Annotated in this window: 17 protein-coding genes and 2 tRNA genes; 6 read left to right on the top strand and 13 right to left on the bottom strand. The window is 44.4% G+C overall.

Features of this window, described 5'->3' with window-relative positions:
- Entirely contained in the window at positions 1-684 is a 684-nt protein-coding gene (locus tag C4S39_RS13555; protein ID WP_103967486.1) for an ABC transporter ATP-binding protein, read from the top strand.
- A complete protein-coding gene (locus C4S39_RS13550) occupies positions 671-1,873 on the top strand; it encodes an ABC transporter permease (protein WP_103967485.1) in 1,203 nt (400 codons plus the stop codon). The genes C4S39_RS13555 and C4S39_RS13550 overlap by 14 nt, the downstream gene beginning before the upstream one ends.
- 147 nt (positions 1,874-2,020) lie before the next feature.
- Here the strand turns inward: C4S39_RS13550 and C4S39_RS13545 are convergent, their stop codons facing one another.
- Positions 2,021-2,212 (bottom strand): hypothetical protein, encoded by a 192-nt coding sequence (locus C4S39_RS13545; protein WP_103967484.1) that lies wholly within the window; start codon positions 2,210-2,212, stop codon positions 2,021-2,023.
- 183 nt (positions 2,213-2,395) lie between these two features.
- Here C4S39_RS13545 and C4S39_RS13540 point away from each other — a divergent pair, with 183 nt between their 5' ends.
- The 3 genes from C4S39_RS13540 (at position 2,396) to C4S39_RS13530 (ending at position 3,705) form a co-directional block, all read left to right on the top strand.
- A complete protein-coding gene (locus tag C4S39_RS13540; protein ID WP_103967483.1) occupies positions 2,396-3,151 on the top strand; it encodes a DUF1499 domain-containing protein in 756 nt (251 codons plus the stop codon).
- A 335-nt stretch (positions 3,152-3,486) separates the two neighbouring features.
- Positions 3,487-3,563 (top strand) — tRNA-Arg (locus C4S39_RS13535).
- 66 nt (positions 3,564-3,629) lie between these two features.
- Positions 3,630-3,705: transfer RNA gene (locus C4S39_RS13530), tRNA-Phe, on the top strand.
- A 149-nt stretch (positions 3,706-3,854) separates the two neighbouring features.
- Here the strand turns inward: C4S39_RS13530 and C4S39_RS15910 are convergent.
- The 12 genes from C4S39_RS15910 to C4S39_RS13470 form a co-directional block, all read right to left on the bottom strand.
- Positions 3,855-4,958, bottom strand: a complete 1,104-nt coding sequence (locus C4S39_RS15910; protein ID WP_103967482.1) for a PEP-CTERM sorting domain-containing protein — start codon at positions 4,956-4,958, stop codon at positions 3,855-3,857.
- 282 nt (positions 4,959-5,240) lie between these two features.
- Positions 5,241-5,438 carry a hypothetical protein gene (locus C4S39_RS13520; RefSeq protein ID WP_103967481.1) on the bottom strand — a complete coding sequence of 66 codons (198 nt, stop codon included), beginning with the start codon at positions 5,436-5,438 and terminating at the stop codon, positions 5,241-5,243.
- A gap of 132 nt (positions 5,439-5,570) precedes the next feature.
- Positions 5,571-5,975 (bottom strand): hypothetical protein, encoded by a 405-nt coding sequence (locus tag C4S39_RS13515; RefSeq protein ID WP_103967480.1) that lies wholly within the window; start codon positions 5,973-5,975, stop codon positions 5,571-5,573.
- A gap of 243 nt (positions 5,976-6,218) precedes the next feature.
- Positions 6,219-7,382, bottom strand: a complete 1,164-nt coding sequence (locus C4S39_RS13510) for a phage major capsid protein (protein ID WP_181023834.1) — start codon at positions 7,380-7,382, stop codon at positions 6,219-6,221.
- A 260-nt stretch (positions 7,383-7,642) separates the two neighbouring features.
- Positions 7,643-7,939, bottom strand: coding sequence for a hypothetical protein (locus C4S39_RS13505; protein WP_146059773.1), 297 nt, complete (start codon positions 7,937-7,939; stop codon positions 7,643-7,645).
- The gene (locus tag C4S39_RS13500) at positions 7,936-8,571 is read right to left on the bottom strand and encodes a hypothetical protein (protein WP_103967477.1); all 636 of its coding nucleotides are present in this window, start codon (positions 8,569-8,571) and stop codon (positions 7,936-7,938) included. Before C4S39_RS13500 ends, C4S39_RS13505 begins: the two co-directional genes overlap by 4 nt.
- Positions 8,568-9,089, bottom strand: a complete 522-nt coding sequence (locus C4S39_RS13495; protein WP_103967476.1) for a hypothetical protein — start codon at positions 9,087-9,089, stop codon at positions 8,568-8,570. Before C4S39_RS13495 ends, C4S39_RS13500 begins: the two co-directional genes overlap by 4 nt.
- Positions 9,086-9,397: a helix-turn-helix domain-containing protein gene (locus tag C4S39_RS13490; RefSeq protein ID WP_103967475.1), complete on the bottom strand. Its 312-nt coding sequence runs from the start codon at positions 9,395-9,397 to the stop codon at positions 9,086-9,088. The genes C4S39_RS13495 and C4S39_RS13490 overlap by 4 nt, the downstream gene beginning before the upstream one ends.
- A gap of 3 nt (positions 9,398-9,400) precedes the next feature.
- A complete protein-coding gene (locus C4S39_RS13485) occupies positions 9,401-9,616 on the bottom strand; it encodes a hypothetical protein (protein ID WP_103967474.1) in 216 nt (71 codons plus the stop codon).
- Positions 9,617-9,772: 156 nt separating this feature from the next.
- Positions 9,773-10,549 carry a hypothetical protein gene (locus tag C4S39_RS13480; RefSeq protein ID WP_103967473.1) on the bottom strand — a complete coding sequence of 259 codons (777 nt, stop codon included), beginning with the start codon at positions 10,547-10,549 and terminating at the stop codon, positions 9,773-9,775.
- A 100-nt stretch (positions 10,550-10,649) separates the two neighbouring features.
- A complete protein-coding gene (locus tag C4S39_RS13475) occupies positions 10,650-11,051 on the bottom strand; it encodes a hypothetical protein (RefSeq protein ID WP_103967472.1) in 402 nt (133 codons plus the stop codon).
- Positions 11,052-11,136: 85 nt separating this feature from the next.
- Positions 11,137-12,459, bottom strand: a complete 1,323-nt coding sequence (locus tag C4S39_RS13470) for a tyrosine-type recombinase/integrase (protein ID WP_103967504.1) — start codon at positions 12,457-12,459, stop codon at positions 11,137-11,139.
- A 424-nt stretch (positions 12,460-12,883) separates the two neighbouring features.
- Between C4S39_RS13470 and C4S39_RS13465 the strand changes: the two genes are divergently transcribed.
- Entirely contained in the window at positions 12,884-14,422 is a 1,539-nt protein-coding gene (locus tag C4S39_RS13465; protein ID WP_103967471.1) for a type I restriction-modification system subunit M, read from the top strand.
- The last annotated feature ends 44 nt before the right edge of the window (positions 14,423-14,466 follow it).

Below are 14,466 nucleotides of genomic sequence, written 5' to 3'. Positions count from 1 at the left end.
ATGATTCGCCTGACAGCCATAACGCGCACATTCCATATGGGTGAGCAAGCGGTTTATGCATTGAATGACATCAATCTGCAGATCGCCTCAGGAGAATACGTTTCGATCATGGGGCCTTCCGGCTCGGGAAAATCCACGTTGCTGAATATTCTCGGCTTGCTCGACAAGCCCGATAGCGGATGTTATGAACTGGATGAAAAGCGGGTCACCGATTTATCAGAAACTGAGCAAGCGCAAATCCGCCGTGAAAAAATCGGCTTTGTTTTTCAATCGTTCCATCTTGTTCCACGCTTGACCGCCGCAGAAAATATCGAACTGCCATTAACGCTCAGCGGCATACCTTCCGAGCAACGGCAAATTCGCGTCAATGAGGCGTTGCAAGCTTTCGAATTGAAACAGCGCGCGCAGCACCGGCCCGCTGAGCTTTCCGGCGGCCAGCGCCAGCGCGTGGCGATTGCGCGCGCAACCATTATGCAGCCCAGCGTTATCCTGGCGGATGAGCCTACCGGGAACCTGGACCATCAGATCGGTGCGGAAGTAATGACACTATTGGAAAATCTACATCATCGCGGAACCACATTGATTGTCGTCACGCACGACCGGGAATTAGGCGCACGTGCGCATCGTCAGATCGGCATGCGTGATGGAAAAATTTTAACGGATCACACTGATGACGCTGGTTGACACATTACAAACCTCATTTAAAGCAGTGTTGAGCTATCGCCTCCGCTCATTGTTGATCATACTCGCGATGGCTCTGGGTGTAGCTGCGGTAGTGATGCTGACAGCATTAGGTGATGGTGCAAGAAACTATGTCATCAATCAGTTTTCTTCCATCGGCACCAATCTGTTGGTGGTGTTACCCGGACGGGCGGAAACGTCAGGTTCATTCCTGGGCGCAGTGCTAGGCCAAACACCGCGCGACCTCACATTAAAGGATGCGCAATTGATCGGCCGTTTGCCGCAAGTACGGCGTTATGCACCGCTCAATGTTGGTGAAGCAGAGCTATCCGCCGCCAATCGCCTGCGCGCAGTGACAGTGCTCGGCAGTAATGCCAATCTGATACCCATCCGGCATATGAAACTAGCGCAAGGAAGCTTCATGGCACAGGGCGCCGGGAGCAATGCCCAGATTGTTCTGGGTGCAAAAATAGCCAAAGAATTCTTTCCCCGCACTCAAGCTGTCGGACAGCGCATTCGATTAGGTGACAGCCGATTTCTGGTCTCCGGTGTTTTGATGTCGCAAGGTGAAACCATGGGATTCAATACCGATGAAATTGTCATCATTCCGATTGATTATGCACAAACCATGTTTAATACGACCTCGCTCTTCCGTATCCTGATCGAAGCCAAGAGCCATAGTGAAATCGAGCCCGCAAAACAAGCGGTACTAGCGGCCATGAAACAAAGCCATGACGGAGAAGAAGATATTACCGTGATTACGCAAGATGCCATTCTCTCGACCTTTGACCGCATTTTGCAGGCATTGACTATGGCGGTCGCGGGGATCGCCGCGATCAGTCTGATTGTTGCCGGTATTTTAGTGATGAATGTCATGCTGGTTGCGGTCAGTCAGCGCACCGCAGAGATCGGCCTGTTGAAAGCCATCGGGGCAACATCCGCCGATATCCGCCGCCTGTTCTTTGCCGAAGCGGTTTTGTTGTCGATGGCGGGCGCTATTTTAGGGTTTCTGTTAGGGCAATGCGGCAGTTTGATGCTACGCCTGGCATTCCCGCAGCTGCCCGCCTGGCCGCCGGCATGGGCTACTATCACAGGAATTATGGTCGCATTAACAACCGGAGTTCTAGCCAGCATACTACCAGCCAGTAAGGCAGCTAAATTGGATGCAGTAAATGCGTTGGGGAAGAAATAACCTTAATGAACACGTTCCATTTTATTTTTGTTCGCTGGCGAACCATCGTCTCAGGCTTGCTATCACCCTCGCCCGCAACCCGGCTTACCCGTCAACGAAATTGGATCTGACTTAATTCAATCCGGTTGTTAATCATTATAAGAATCGTTATTTGTCTTTAGCTGATTTACCATCCGCATCAGAAGCATCCGTATCATGTTTTGTAACATCATCCGGTCCATAAGCCGACATTTTCGGCCTATCCATCAGATGCCCGTCAGGCGTTCTTTTGGGTTCATTACAAGCAGTCAGCACCGAAACCGAAAATAGTCCGGCAAGCAATAAATATTTTGTCGTCATATTTCTGTTCTCCTATACAAAAACGTTAGCTTAATCCAATTAAGCCGCAGATATGTAATTATTATTCACTATATGGAAATATTCAGCAGAGCAAGTACTTTATCAATATCCGAAATGCAATTGATCGCTGGGGCATGGCTGCTATAATTTTGTATCTGGATCAATTCAAGGCAACCATAAAGAATGAAAGAAAAAATAAAGGAGCGTTCGGAGTTTGCGCGTTGGAGTCTCAAGCACGCATGCCTGTCTGCATCTATCGCAGCTGCGGCTGTTTTGGGATATCGTTTTGGCATAATGAATTACCAGGTAGCATTGATAATTCTTATCGGTGGAGCAGCGCTGGGCGTGATGGCCATACTTTCCGCCATTGTCAGCATTCTCGCCATTATCACATCGGTTGACACTAAAGTAACGGGCATACTCTCGGCGCTCACTGGACTGGCGCTTGGGCTTGCTGTTGCAGCGCCAGTTTTTCTCACCATTCAGACGGGATACAAAGTACCGCGCATTCATGACATCACCACCGATCTGCAGAACCCGCCAGGTTTCTCAGCCATCCTTACTTTGCGCACAGCGGAACACAACCCGCTAGACCGGAAAACACCCGCTAATCTTAATGAGCTTCAGCAAGCGGGATATCCCGACCTCGGTTCTTTGCTGATTAATAAAGAACCGGGCCAAGTCTTCACAGAAGCCGTCGCGCTGGCCTCGGCGCGCGGCTGGGAAATCATAGCGGTCTCTGCAGAGGATGGCATCATCGAAGCGGTCGATACAACCCGGTTCATGGGCTTTAAGGATGATATTGTGATTCGCGTATCCGCTCAAGCAGATAAAACGATCGTCGATATGCGCTCCGTTTCCCGTGTCGGAATCAGCGACATGGGTGCCAACGCTGCGCGTATTAAAGCGTTTTTACATGACCTTAACAATGCAGAATAACAATATAAGAAAATTGTAGCAAGGATTCACAATCGCTGGCTATCCGCATTTTAAAGCCAATCCTGAATAACGATAAAGATAGCTCCTCAATGGCCTGATAGCCTGCTAAAAATCAACGCGGATAAAGTTTAATCTTGACAAGACCTGCCAAATACACCATCATCGCCCCCGCAAAATGAAATTGTAATGATTTGTAGAAAAACAATCGGCCTGGTCGATTACAGTTTGAAGGCATCGAAACAATAGCGAAATGCAACTTCGAATCCCGTGATTGCTTCAATCTGATATAATCCTCCGGTTGCTTAACAGACTGGAAGTAATTAGATTGTACTTAAGCGCCCGTAGCTCAGTTGGATAGAGTACTTGGCTACGAACCAAGGGGTCGTGGGTTCGAATCCTGCCGGGCGCGCCAACTGGTTGAATAATTTTAATACAATTCAATAGACAGATTTATCTGTTTCCTAGTCATTACTCAAATGGCCAAGTAGCTCAGTCGGTAGAGCAGAGGACTGAAAATCCTTGTGTCGGTGGTTCGATTCCGCCCTTGGCCACCAAATAAAACAAGTACTTAGTTACTAATAATCCTAAGTACTTTTTGGTTTCTTCGATTCATGTCACCAATTTGTCACCGCGAAATATCAATATTGATCAATAAAAAACCCGCTCAGCGGCGGGTTAGTTTGATGATGCTCTGATTATTTATCTACGATTGTTTCTTTCGCGCCATAAACCCCAGCATTCCCAGGCCAGCCAGCAGCATTAGGTAAGTTGATGGCTCGGGTACTGGTGGGATGTAGAAATCCTGTGGGGTGAATACTGTATCTGATGTAAACGACAGTAAAAATGAATGTTGCTCGTTGTTTAAATTCCCATGTCCAACTATCTGACCATTATTATTAATGTCAGTTACGATAATATCAGACCATCCTGATCCAATAAATACATCCAAGCCTAATAAATCAGTTAAACCACCATTGGCATATATAAATGAACTCACACCAGACCCATTAAAATTTCCAGAAACTCCAACTGCTTGTCCATGATCATTGATTGCAATGGCTTCACTGTAATTCCCTCCTAATGTTCCTAAACGAATTATTCCTACACCATCATCGCCAGTTATAAATGCTTGAGACCCAAAACCAAACTCTCTTATTAAAACCCCAGCAGTTTGTCCAGATTCGTTAACGTCTATAGCAATGCTGTTTTTATAAAATTTATCTTCAAATGTGCCAATATCCTTAATACCTTTTCCGTCACTACCTGTTATAAAAGCATGCCTTCTTCCTTCTTCGTTAACATAATAACCAACAACTTGCCCAGAATTATTGAGTGATCTTGCAAAAGTATCTAACCCAGGCAACGGCACAATATCAATAATATTATTATTGTACTGTGAATCATTATTTCCAATAAAGCCAACTATTAACTGACCTTTATCATTTATTCCTTCAAATGTATTCGCGTTTTCGATTGGCAGATCAACCATGCCATTGCCATTTTGTTGAGTAATAAAATTACTCCAACTATTGCCGTTGAAATAAACACCTAAGATTTGCCCGGAATTATTTATCTCGTTACCAAGACTTACTGATCCTATTGAGTTAATTTCCCTAATGTTTAATCCATTGGAATCAGTTATAAATGCACGCTCAAATTCGGTATTTACGTTTACTGAACCAGTGATCTGTCCAGAATCATTTATTGACGTTGCAAATACCGACTCCCCCAAATCCATAATAGACCAACTTGCGTTTGCCGAAGCGGAAAACAATGCCGCAACTATCCCTAATGTTAATTTGTTCATTTTGACTCCCTAATTTTTTGTTGTTATTGTGCTTGCAATGTCAACATTCTTTAGAATGTTGCTTCAGAAATATATCACTAATTAATACTTCTATTATCTTAATATTTACCAAGCTCTTGCAATCCCTTCCCCTCATCACTTAAACACCCCCACATTTGCCCTTGGCTATATAATTTAAAAATAAACGCTTGTGGTTGATTCTGGTGAGTTTTGAGGGGTTTATAAAGCAGAGTAAAACTTTTTTGTGGATTTTTATGACAATAAAGGCTAAGCCCGGTTTCTCTAAATAGAATTCGTGAAGATTGGAGGCGGCCTGTTACCAAGATACTTTTCAATATCGTCCAAAGTGGCACCATCAGCCCTCATCCTTTCCAATTCACCCAGCAATTGTTGCTTTGATTGCTCAGCATAGGCAGTACCCCAAGCATGAACTTTCCGGTTTACTAAACTTGATATTTCACGTGGCAATTTAGTTTTCATGGTTTTTTCTTCCTGCGTGCGTGTATATGCGCGTGCACAATTTCTTGTGTTAACGTTAACTCAAAGGCTAATTGCGGTTTCGGGAACTTAAAAAATGTAGAGATTAAGTGCCGGTCATTCCCAATTACAGTTTTATCTTTTGTGTTTTGCAAACGGGTTTTCTTTTTCAGTACCGGCAAAAGCTTTAACCTTGCTTTGTGAAACTGGTGTTAATCCAAAGTCATTAATCAGATTTCTATACTGCGCACTCAAATGGCCGGTTGGGCATTCTCCCGCGGCATACATCTGGACTATCTTGCCATGTAATGAACAAAGTACAGCCAAAGCAGACAAGCCACCCTCAGTTAGCAATTTATTCGCCATTAACAGCGGCACTAACCGATTCCATTCATTAACAGCATAAGCGTTAGGCAACCAATCAGGCATAACCGGCATGTCAACAATAATCGGGAATTTAACGGACTCAGTAACTGTGCGATCATTCCTCGCAGTTCCTGAAACTAATTTTAAAGATTCTGGTTTTCGTGGTTTTGGCATGGATGAACCCTTTTTATCAAATGACTGTGCAAAAATTCTGGCTAGGGGCGATTTATGAAATTTATTTTTTCCAGAGACTGAATGCCTCCCGGCCTCTTAATACCTGCCACGCAAGATTAAGTTTACGGAAATTAAACCTAATCCTGCCGCAGGTTGACGGGGTTATTTGACAAATGCGCCACTCACCGTCTTACGCACATCCGCTCTTAAATTGCCCCAGCGGCAAGGGTTGCTGCATTGTTATTAAACTACCGTCTTCAATTGGCGATACATTGCAGCTGGCTGCACAACGTAAAACTGCCCACGTAAATAAGCCACCAAAAGGTGACTAGCTGATCCGGGCTGATGCCAGCGTACAACCTCAAGCCGTAACTCTTGCCTCATTCCCAACAGCAAACCTTTCTCAAAGTCACCCATGATTGATTTACCTGCTGTCATTGAAGTAGTGAATAAATCAGACATAGGCAATAGTTCGGAAGGTCGACCTATCCAACGTCCAGTACCATCTACTTGGGAAATACGTTTTGTATAGTCGCCAGCATTAGAAATTACAGCCTTTGCCCAATCACAATTTAATGCAACGCTTGATCCTGCCGCTGCTATCAAACCGCTCCAAGTCTCGGTATCTTCACCGGTCGCTGACTCTGGTATGTTCACATCCGCAAGCAATGCAGCTATGCCCAGGGCGTCTAATTTCTTCGCCACTGCTGCCGCGATACTTGTCCTTAACAGAAGATCCAGGTTAGCTGAGTCGGCCACAATTTCCACCGATAATGGGATTTGAACCGCTATCATCCCAGGATCAAGCTCTACAGGACTGAACACAGGCAAGCTCAGGTCGATATCGTCAACACCTTCTGCATGAAGATAAGCGACCGGGTCTGTATCAATTCTCCCGATAACCGTTTTACCATCTAGGGGCAATGTGAGAGCACCAGATTTAATCAGGGTATTTTTCGCGCGGATATCATCGATGATTCGACTGGTCAAGAATTCCGGCACTGTGGCTGATCCACGTTCTAACACCGAATTATTGCGGCTGTTAATTCCCATGCTGTTCCGGACAAAGTCCTCAAGGTTCCACTCTGGTTCACCATATGAAGGTTGTGGGCGGAAATGATTTGATAGACGATCTTCACGTCCTAATACAGGTATTTTCTTTCCTGACACCGTAACCTCAAAACGGTTAGGTTGTGATACCTCCGCTTTGGGTATGCCGTTCAATGGCCGGTTTAGTATCTCTTCAACACGGTCAAAACTTGATTGAACCTCCGCAATGTCATTTTTTAACTGTTGATCTCGTTTATTCAGGTTTTCGTCGTGTTTACTTTTGAATTCGCTGAAAGCGTTCATTAATATGTCTGTCGCTCCACCGTTTGGTTTTGGTTTATCCATTTGCTGGTTCATTTTGTGCATCCTTTTAAATTGAAATAAAGTTTTTTTGCTCCAAAATGAATATTTAGTTCCTGAACGTCAACGTCACATTGACCATATTCATATTCAAAATATTTCATTCTTTTTCGATAACATTACCAACTTCCCATTGGCTTATGCTCTCGTAACTCGACCTACATCACGTAACCCGAGAATTCTGTCCATTATAACACATAACATATTGATTTAATACATCTTATATGTAATTTGTTGCTGTTTTTTAATCACATTTTTCACTCATCAGCCAACCTCCAGTTCTCAATCTGCCAGCCTTTGGGTGGTGGGTAATGCACCATGTCAAATTTCCACTTTCTAATAGGCAAATTGTTCTTTGGTGGTTCTGGCAATCGCTCCCTTAATGAATGCACTGAAATTTTATCTTTCCATCCGATACTCTCAGTCGACGGCATCCCAGGCGGTTCACCAATTGAGCATTCCAGCGTGCAATATCCGGCTTTCCGATAATCCAAAAATCCAACCATTAGAAAACTGACTTTGCACCGTTTGCACTTTCCATAATCTGCCATCACTGGATAGTCTCCTTCCGTGATCTGCCAACTATTCTCTTACTACCTGGTTTAGGTGGTGTATATGGTATAGATACATTGTTCCCGTACACCGGGATAGTGGATTGGTCAAAATTAGCCTTGCTCGTCCCGTACACCGGGATAGTGGATTGGCTCTCTGTCCCGGTAGTGGGGATAGTGCTGTCCCGCTTATCGGGATGGTTTTTTTGTTTTTGAGGGGGCTTTCGTCCAACGGTTTTAGGTAACTTGCAATCAGCCCATGATCCTTGCTTGTAACTTTGAGGGGTAATATCTAATCCCACAAAATTGCTGATTTGCAACCAAGTTACTGCATACCGATTGCAGCTAGCATTTAATCCGCCCAATCTTGAAACAACTATCAATTCTCGTTCGATAAGCTCTGTTATGGCTTTACTGTTTGATGAGTGAGATTGCCAGCCATGCCCAGATAGCCATGTATTGGTTAATTGCAGCCTTCCATTGTTACTACCATTGATTTGCCTTATTAACGCGAATAGAAGCGATTTGCCGCGGTCTGATAGCCCTATGAATGCTTGACTATCCATTACAGCGTGCGGAATGCGTGAAAAGGTTCCTGTAAAGTCTTCAGGTGGTTTTTTGGATTTCTTACTCATTGCACACCCCGTAAATGCGCAACGTTGCGTAATTGAAGATAGCCAGTTAATAATGGTGCAACGTTGCACCCTTCTTTTACAGATTTAATTGTATTATCAAAATCGTTCAAACGACTTTGAACGATTAGTAATCCGGTAACGTTACCGAATTTGATCACTGGTAATATTGCCGATGATATTTTGCCTTTACCTGTGGATAACTTTTGTTTGGTTTCTAGGTTTAATGCGGGTTTGCGGGTATTTTTGGAAACGTTTCCAACCTTTCTGCAATCGCTTTGGGTGGTAACGGTTACCACTTCCTTGCTGAATTTACAGTTCAGGCTTGTAATCGTTACAACCCGATAGGTGGAAACCGTTTCCACTTCATCAATAACATTGTTTTTCTTGGTGGTTATAACGGTTATAACCCCATTTTTTTGTTCCTTTGTATTCAGTGGCTTATTTTCTTCACTGATAACCGTTATCAGTTCTTTCCGTACTTTGCTTACGAATGGCTGTGTATTTTTGCAGATTCTCATATTTCAACCTCCGTGATACACTGTTGCTTATCGGTTTCCTTTCCGATTCTGCCTGTATCGGTTGGTGCGGTTGCCGCCGCTCCAACCAAAACATAACAAGCAATACGGTGTATTTTTCCGCAATCGCTTTCCCGGTCTATCCATATCGTATTAATTCCTATTCCCCGCTTGCGTAATTCCATGACACGCGCAGCAGGGTGCATCACGTCCAGCTCTTTGCGTGCTGCTAATGTATCAAGGGGTTTGGTATGGAGATAAGCAAGAATGCGCATACGCTGCGCTTTGGCGGTGTTTTCAAGAGTTAGCATGGTTTATACCTCCACGCCTAGAACTTTCTTAATCTCACGCACCGGCCAGGCAAGACGGCCATTGATACGTATCGGACGGATTGCGCCATTCTCTAAGCAAGCCCAAGCGCGCATAGTCTGCGGCTTTCTATCAAGGTAATATGCTGCTTGTTCGGTTGGTACTGTTGGTCGTGTTACGGATTCGAGTGGGGGGAATATATGATTAGTTGCTGTTTCCATTTTTGAATTACCTTTACCTTTCGGCGCTGTTGAAGATAATTCATCATTTCAGGTATGATTCAGTGGTGAAATTCTGGCGGAATATCGTCGGGAGAAATGCGGAAATTCAATGGAAGTTTGCAGAGTTCTCTTAATAGAGTGGCGGTATTTTGGCGGTTAGTCTATGTCTCCGGTCAGCAAGTGCTTTGAGGCACGAGAACGTGCGGGCAGGTTATTTGCCAACGTTCGATATAGACGAGCTTCATCCCATCCTTCCATTCCCTTGCGAATGAACCACATCCCCGCTTGGTAAGGATTAAACTTTGCTCTAGTTTTTCGGGCGCATATCAATCCTGTTATTTTGGCCTTATCTGCCCAATATTTCCATTTGTCATTAGCAGGAAACATTTTTTCTAAAGCTTCTACTGGCACAGGATCAAACAAAATTGCTAATTGTTCTTCGATATCATAATCACTCGTTATTGTTTCCTGATCAATCGATATTTCTTGTGCTTTATTTAATTTCTCAATATCTGCTTTCACTTCTGACAAGTCAATACTCAAATTCTTGGAACGGTACCACTTTTCACAATCTTCTAACTTTACTAGCCATCCCGCAGTAACCATAGGAAAGCTTAAATCCTCCGCATTTCCATACAACCCGGATTTTATCATCTCTAAATATTGCGCCCATGAAAGGAGCGTTTTAGGATGTAATGCTTGAAGCTTACCGAGCTTGATATCATTAAAAGCAAGCATCGTATAAGTAGAAAGCTCTTCGGTGACATCTTGATCTTTTTCGGGGCGGATGTACAAAAGCAGCAAGCAAATGCATTGAGCTATCGTCAAACATTCATATTTTATTAATTGACTTGTATCTCGCAATTTTTCATGATCAAAGAAGATCAAAGATTCATCAATTGAACTCTCTAATCCATCATTCATTTTGGCCATGTTCACCCCTTCAAGTTCTCCTTCACATGAAAACCACCCCACGCGGTGAAGGTCTCCGCTATTCGCCCCGTCGGGCTAGAGGTGGTTGAACCGTTAAAAATTATTTAACTGATTTGATATCATCTGAACTACGATAACGCTCCGGGTGTTTTAATCTAGCATCTGCTGAACTTCCAACATGAATAAGACCTTGAATATTTTCTATATAATTTGCAATCGCAAAAAGCAGATCAGGCACATCATTACTTGATTGAAAATTTCCAGATCGCTTTCCCGCTTCAAGGGATTCTTCATTTAGAACCAAACAGCCAATACTTTCCAGGGTTTGCTTTAATGATAGAAGCCCTTGCTCGGCGTGTTCGGTGGCTTGGGAAAACCATTTTAGCTCTTTATCGGTTAAAGTATGGCTAGTGCGTTCCCATAACTCAACCATGATGTTGTGTGAATTGCATATATCAATTCTTCTTGTTTTTGTTTCTGCTGTAAAATCTTCATTAGCCATGATATGACACTCCATATTAGTGTTGCATTGTGGTTAGGGATTGTTAGTGCTTATACACTTTCAATCCCGCATTTACCTGATTCCGTCAGGTGGCGGTTATTGCTCGTAAACCTGCTTTAACAGGTACAAAATTAATCCCTGCTTCCTTCAATATCCATGTCTCAATTTTGACGTGCCACATGCGCAGCAAATCAAGTGGACGGCGTATATAGTTTTGTTCTCTAACTCCTTGCGGCTTATGCCCCTGAATTTGTGCGGCGATACCTGCGGGCATCTCGATCCATTCACACAAACTGGCAAAAGATCGTCGTAGTCCATGCAAAGTTAAATCTAATCCGGCAATTGAACACGCTTTTCTGTGGGCTATAGATGGATCAGTTAAGCGGCCACTTGCGGCGGAAGGGCTTGAAAATACCCATTCATTGCGACGGGTAAGGGTGGAAAGCAAACTAGCTACATAAGGCGTTAACGGAACAATTCTAAAATCTTCTACTTTGTCATTAATCGTTAAGCTATTCCATTGAAAATCTATATCCTGCCAGCGTAAAGTGGCAATTTCTTCACGTCGTCCACCGGTCAGCAAAAGAATTTGCAAATATGCAGATATGACAGGATTTTGAATTTGTTTGATTGCCTTAAACCATGCGGACAATTGCTCACGCTGCAACACGTCATGTTTAACTTTGGCCTTACCTAGACTCTCTCTGGCGTCATTATTCTGCGCTGGATTGCTTGTCACAATAACCTTATACATTGAATGTCTACCGCACCAATTCAGAAATGCTCTTAATAATCGTAGAGCAAGCCGGGCGCGTGTCGGGCGGGTTTCTGCCTCTACCTTCGCCCACTCCGTCACCATCTCCGGTGTTAAATCCACAAGTCGAATTGCGGCTAATGATGCGAGTGATCCTGGTTCTGTAAGTTTTTTACTTCGTTTGCGTGTGTCGCCACCTGCTTGCATAACTTTATCATGATCACGTATATGCAGTTCTGACCATAGCGGTTTGCGGGAAATCACATATTCTTTCCAGGCTTTACCTACTGTTATAATTTCGCGGGCTTCCTGTGTTTTCTTGGCAGCGGCGGCTGCTTGCTCTGCTGCTTTATTGTTGGCTTTTACTTGGCGGGGATCGAAGCCTTGATCTATAAGAGCCTGAAGGCGGCGCGCTTCTTTCCGTGCTTCATCAATTTTCTTCGCATTTACATCACAAATCGTCATGCGTGCAGATTTGCCGTAAATTTTGGCCTGAAATATAAATGATTTTGATCCGGCGATTGTGGCAATAACTCCAAAGCCTTTAAACTCTTTGCACCATAGATATGTGCGCGTCTTTCCTTTCTCGCATTTTAACTTTGCGATTCGCCCTGCGGTCAATTCGACCTTTTCAGCCTTGAGTATTTTCGCCATTTTTCCCATGTCACCAGTATGTCACCATGAAATAAGTATACAGACGAATATTAATCAACGCAACAATTAAGATGTTCGTTATTTTATCTTTGTTTTATATAGTTTTTATACTTATGACGAATGTATATCAACACTGAGAAATGCCATTTATTGAGGACTGAAAATCCTTGTGTCGGTGGTTCGATTCCGCCCTTGGCCACCAAATAAATCAAGTGGTTATAAATAAAAACTTGATTTATTTTTCTTAGTGCAATTCCTGCGTAATTCCGTCAGAGAGCTATCCGTTTTTTTTATAGCGATTTTCTAACTTATCCATTGCTGCTTTAGCCTGTCAATCAAACTAAAATGCAGCAGTTCCGCGATGCGGGGATAAACGTATAATGACACGCTGCACAACCGGATAAACCATCAAAACAACAACGCAATGACTGAAGAACAACGCCGTCAGCTTCAACAACAGCTCTGGAATATCGCCAACACCCTGCGCGGAAAGATGAATGCGGATGAGTTCCGTGATTACATTCTGGGGTTTATCTTTTACAAATACCTGTCGGAAAAAGTTGAGCGCTATGCCGATGCTTTGCTGGCGGAAGATCACCTCAAATTTGCCGAGCTGGATGAACATACCGAAGATGGTGCCGAGATTGTGCAGGCGGTGCAGGATGCCGCGGTGAAACAATTAGGTTATTTCCTGAAGCCTTCAGAGCTGTTTCATGCCGTAGCGATGAAGGGCAATAACCAGCTTGATGCCGAAAACCTGGGGGATGGTCACAACTTTATTCTGGCTGATCTTGCCCGCATCCTCAAAAACATTGAGCAAAGCACGCTGGGCACCGATAGCGCGGATGATTTCAGCAATCTGTTTGAAGATTTAGACCTCACTTCCTCCAAACTGGGTGCCACTGAAAAAGCCAAGAATGCGCTGGTGGCCAAGGTGCTGGTACATCTGGATAAGATCGACTTTAATCTGGCTGATGGCACCGCTGATGTGCTGGGCGATGCATATGAATATCTGATTGGTGAATTTGCCAGCGGCGCGGGTAAAAAAGCCGGTGAATTCTACACCCCGCAGCCGGTTTCCACCTTGCTGGCCAAGCTGGTTACCAGCCAGAACAAGAACCTCAAAACGCTATACGATCCGACGTGTGGCAGCGGTTCGCTGTTGTTGCGCGTCAAACGTGAAGCGAATCACGTGGATAAGATTTACGGCCAGGAACTGAACCGTACCACCTACAACCTCGCACGCATGAACATGATCCTGCATGACGTGCATTACGCCGATTTTGATATCCGCCAGGAAGACACGCTGGAACACCCGCAGCATCGGGACTTGCGCTTTGACGCCATTGTCGCCAATCCCCCCTTCTCCGCGCATTGGAGCTCAAGCCCCTTGTTTATGAGCGATGACCGGTTCAGCGTGTATGGCAAGCTGGCGCCTGCGAGCAAGGCCGATATGGCGTTTGTGCAGCACATGATCTATCAATTGGCCGATGATGGCGCGATGGCGGTGGTATTGCCGCATGGCGTGCTGTTCCGGGGCGCAGCGGAAGGCCATATCCGCCAGTATCTGATCGAGCAGATGAATTGCCTGGATGCGGTGATCGGCCTGCCCGCCAATATTTTCTATGGCACCAGCATTCCCACCTGCGTGCTGGTGCTCAAAAAATGCCGCCGCAATCCCAACGATATTTTATTCATCGACGCCAGCCAGCATTTTGATAAAGTTAAAACGCAAAATATCCTGCGCCCGGCACATATTCAAAAGATTGTCGATGCTTATCTGGCACGCACTCATGAAGACAAATACAGCGCTGTGGCAAGCCTGGAAGCAATCAAAACGAATGACTACAACCTGAATATTCCAAGGTATGTGGATACCTTTGAGGCAGAAGATGCGATTGATCTTGAACCGCCCCGGGTTTATCGGAGACTCCATTTCTTGAGAGAATGGAGCTATGAATAAATCGATAAGATACTCACCTGAAATCCGTGAACGAGCAATTCGTA

It is taken from the genome of Nitrosomonas ureae (genome assembly GCF_900108305.1).
Classification (GTDB): domain Bacteria; phylum Pseudomonadota; class Gammaproteobacteria; order Burkholderiales; family Nitrosomonadaceae; genus Nitrosomonas; species Nitrosomonas ureae_B.
Note: the sequence above shows the minus strand (reverse complement) of the source record. Positions and strands in the feature narration are given on the sequence as shown.

What these genes read in the sequence shown, in the direction of transcription:
- C4S39_RS13500 (WP_103967477.1), bottom strand. Translation starts at nt 8,571, where the DNA reads ATGAGTAAGAAATCCAAAAAACCACCTGAAGACTTTACAGGAACCTTT.
- C4S39_RS13515 (WP_103967480.1), bottom strand. Translation starts at nt 5,975, where the DNA reads ATGCCAAAACCACGAAAACCAGAATCTTTAAAATTAGTTTCAGGAACT.
- C4S39_RS13490 (WP_103967475.1), bottom strand. Translation starts at nt 9,397, where the DNA reads ATGCTAACTCTTGAAAACACCGCCAAAGCGCAGCGTATGCGCATTCTT.
- C4S39_RS13540 (WP_103967483.1), top strand. Translation starts at nt 2,396, where the DNA reads ATGAAAGAAAAAATAAAGGAGCGTTCGGAGTTTGCGCGTTGGAGTCTC.
- C4S39_RS13495 (WP_103967476.1), bottom strand. Translation starts at nt 9,089, where the DNA reads ATGAGAATCTGCAAAAATACACAGCCATTCGTAAGCAAAGTACGGAAA.
- C4S39_RS13550 (WP_103967485.1), top strand. Translation starts at nt 671, where the DNA reads ATGACGCTGGTTGACACATTACAAACCTCATTTAAAGCAGTGTTGAGC.
- C4S39_RS15910 (WP_103967482.1), bottom strand. Translation starts at nt 4,958, where the DNA reads ATGAACAAATTAACATTAGGGATAGTTGCGGCATTGTTTTCCGCTTCG.
- C4S39_RS13555 (WP_103967486.1), top strand. Translation starts at nt 1, where the DNA reads ATGATTCGCCTGACAGCCATAACGCGCACATTCCATATGGGTGAGCAA.
- C4S39_RS13480 (WP_103967473.1), bottom strand. Translation starts at nt 10,549, where the DNA reads ATGGCCAAAATGAATGATGGATTAGAGAGTTCAATTGATGAATCTTTG.
- C4S39_RS13485 (WP_103967474.1), bottom strand. Translation starts at nt 9,616, where the DNA reads ATGGAAACAGCAACTAATCATATATTCCCCCCACTCGAATCCGTAACA.
- C4S39_RS13545 (WP_103967484.1), bottom strand. Translation starts at nt 2,212, where the DNA reads ATGACGACAAAATATTTATTGCTTGCCGGACTATTTTCGGTTTCGGTG.
- C4S39_RS13470 (WP_103967504.1), bottom strand. Translation starts at nt 12,459, where the DNA reads ATGGCGAAAATACTCAAGGCTGAAAAGGTCGAATTGACCGCAGGGCGA.
- C4S39_RS13520 (WP_103967481.1), bottom strand. Translation starts at nt 5,438, where the DNA reads ATGAAAACTAAATTGCCACGTGAAATATCAAGTTTAGTAAACCGGAAA.
- C4S39_RS13510 (WP_181023834.1), bottom strand. Translation starts at nt 7,382, where the DNA reads ATGAACCAGCAAATGGATAAACCAAAACCAAACGGTGGAGCGACAGAC.
- C4S39_RS13475 (WP_103967472.1), bottom strand. Translation starts at nt 11,051, where the DNA reads ATGGCTAATGAAGATTTTACAGCAGAAACAAAAACAAGAAGAATTGAT.
- C4S39_RS13465 (WP_103967471.1), top strand. Translation starts at nt 12,884, where the DNA reads ATGACTGAAGAACAACGCCGTCAGCTTCAACAACAGCTCTGGAATATC.